Below are 2,858 nucleotides of genomic sequence, written 5' to 3' on the forward strand. Positions count from 1 at the left end.
CCCACTTCACGGGGTGGATCTCATGAATCTGAAGACCATCGAGTCCTCCGGCCGCCTCCTTTCGTATGAGGCGGTTCACCGCGTTGGCTTGGGCTCGGGCAGCTGCGTATGCCTCTCCACTCACCAAGGTGAAGGGGCCCGTGGGCTTCGGGACAAGCGCCGGATAGGCCGACCAATCCGTAATGGTGATGCCATCGCCAGCGGCCTCCGCGGTCAATGACTCTCCCCCGACGACAGCGTCGCCCAGATCCCCTGCGGCTCCGCTCGCACCCGCTACTCCTGGAAGGCCCATCAACGCATCGTTGAGTGCCTCTCCATGGCTGGCGTTGTTCGCGAGTGCGGCGGCTTCTTGGGCCAGCACGTCACAGTTGCTCACGCACAGAGACACCACTTGGTCGTCGTTCGCAGCCACCGTGTAGCCGACGTTTTGCCCCAAGTGGCAAAACGCACTGTGGGCGCATAGACGCAGCATAAAGAGCTGAGCGTCGGTCGCATAGTTCGGATCAACAAGAGTGCACTGGTCCCGCCAGCCGAGGAAGGCCGCGGGGAGTTCTGTGTTCGAGCAGACCTCCGTCGCAACGTCGTAGCTCAGGGTAAAGGGGCCGGGAGAGTTATCAGCCAAGGCATGCCGCTGACTCGGCGACAACGCAATCGCTGCATTGGTGTCCGGAACGGGCCCCGGGGAGGGGGCCGGAGTCTCGTCGGGCATCTTGGCGTGAGGCACTGAGTGGTGGGGAGCACTGCCGTACGCCTGCTGAGATGGCGCGCCCGTGTAACCCGGAATGTGCTGGCAGCGATAGCCGATGCGATGGTGCCGCCGTTGGGGTTGTTCGCATCCTCCGGCGTGGCCTGCATTTCGGGACAGTCAGGCCCCAGGTTGCACTCTCCCACGTGCCCGGTCGGATCCCAGAGGTTCACCGGATCGCCACTGGCGTACAGGCGTCCATTGCCGAGTCCAGCCCCATCGTTGGCGAGCCCTCTGTCCAGCCTCCCAGAGGGATCGTCTACCCCCATGTCGGGCTGCGCAAAGGAACCGTTTCGGGGCTGGTAGTCCCGGAAGCCAAGATGCTGCTTTTGGGTCACCTTGTCGTAGCCGAATCCCTTGAAACCGATGTCGCCGGCTTCCGTGCTGCGCTGCTCCGGGGTGGGACCGGTCACGGGCTGGTCGTTCAGGGGAGCGCCGAACGGGTCGGTCAGGGGGTCGGCGAGGACGTTCCCTGCCGAGTTGGTGATTCGGATGGGATTGCGGTGCTGGTCGTAGGCGATGTACTCGGCTTTGCCCAAGCCTCCAGACATTGCCCCGAACATATCTGCAAGCGCGGTGCCATCGGGAGCAAGCGCGTAGTACTCCTCGCGGTTGGCCGTCTGCGGCAGCCACTGCTCTTGCTCCATCGACAGGTTGTTGCTGAGCCCGTCGTGGTAGATGGCGGTAAAGAGTCCCGTCGAGTTGGAGGGTCCGCCTCCCGTGTATGGCGCCTGCGACATGCCGATCTGCCGGTGAAGGCCATCCGCGTAGAAGGTCACGCTCTCAGCGGGGTTGGCGCCGCACTGGTTGCCGGACGAGGGCGCCGACGAGGTCATCTGGTCGAAGCCGTCGTAGGCCATGTTGCGACAGCCGTCGTAGAGGGTGTCACCGGAGGGCGAATAGGTGTAGGTGGCCGTCTCGGTGCCACCGCCGTTGCTCTGGGTGATGCCGATCGTCTGCGTGCGGATGCTGTTGTCGGCGTTGTACGTCGCGGTCTGCTGGGAATCCGCACTGCTCACCGTGGAACCCCAGGTGAGGCGGTTGCCATCGTGATCATAGGTGCCGTTGAAGGTCAGCGTGTCGGCGCCGGCGGAGTACGAGTTCAAACCATGCACGTATTTGGTGATCCGGCCGGCGCTGTCGTAGGTGTAGCTGTCGTTGACGTTGAAGACCGAGCCGGTGAAAGGCTCCGCCGCGGAGTAGAAGGCGCTGACCAGCCGGTACAGGCTGTCGTACGTCCAGTTGTACGAGTTGCCCGAGTAGCCGGTGTCGTAGGGAGTGAGGTTCTGGATGGTGCCGTCCGAGCCCCAGCCATATCCGGTGTGCGTGTTGTTCGGGTTGGTCTGGAGGGTGGGTCGCCCGTCGGCGTCATACGTCCATGACCAGGAGCCGAGGGTGCCGTCTGTGGCACCGGTAACGACACTGCCGTCATTGCGGGTGTACGTGATGGTGTGCGCCGCATAGCCCGTCGTCTTGCGGTAGGCGAGCGCACCGGCCCCGTCGTAGGAGTAGGTGTATCCCGCTCCTGATACGCCGGGGATCCCCTCGCCGACGCTGATGGGCCGCTCATCGAGGTAGTAGGAGGCCGTCACCGTGTTGGCGGTGACGCCCGTGCCGCCGTAGGCGATCGAGGTGGGCTGGCCGGCGCCGTCGTACTGGTCGGTCACGGTCTCGTTGTTGCGGCCCGTGGTGGTGGAGACGCGCTCGTCCGGGTAATAGGCGTAGCTCTGCGTGCCCCCCGCGGCGATGACCGTGCCGGAAGCATTCACCATGTTGACCGTCTGGGACGACTTGGAGCCGAACGGCGTGTAGGTGTAGGTCGTCTGGCGGAGCTGGCTGCCGTCGGGGGAGACGGGCACGGTCGTGCTCGCCAGCAGGTTGTCGACGGTGTAGGTGTTGACCGTGGGGGTCCTGCTGCTGTTGTTGGCGTCGCCGGCGTTGGCCGAGGGCGACAGGACCTGGGTGGCGTTGCCCACCTGGTCGCGGGTCCAGCTCGTCACATTCCCCCCAGCGTCCGTGGCCGACGTCTGCAAGTTGTCCGTCGAGTAGGTCCATGTTTGAGTCAGCGGCGTGTTGGAGCAGCCGGTGGCCGGCACGGGGTTGTTGTCGAGGT

General features: G+C 64.7%; 2 protein-coding genes. Both read right to left on the bottom strand.

Annotation, left to right across the window (positions count from 1 at the left end; all coding sequences use genetic code 11):
• Positions 1-622 (bottom strand): hypothetical protein (locus VFA16_RS02010; protein WP_324966211.1); only part of this gene is annotated, 622 nt, incomplete at its 3' end.
• Positions 589-2,858, bottom strand: a 2,270-nt coding sequence (locus VFA16_RS02015; RefSeq protein ID WP_324966212.1) for a hypothetical protein, incomplete at its 5' end; no start/stop codon positions are given. The genes VFA16_RS02010 and VFA16_RS02015, both read right to left, overlap by 34 nt.

This window comes from Mycobacterium sp. (genome assembly GCF_035653355.1).
Lineage (GTDB): Bacteria > Actinomycetota > Actinomycetes > Mycobacteriales > Mycobacteriaceae > Mycobacterium.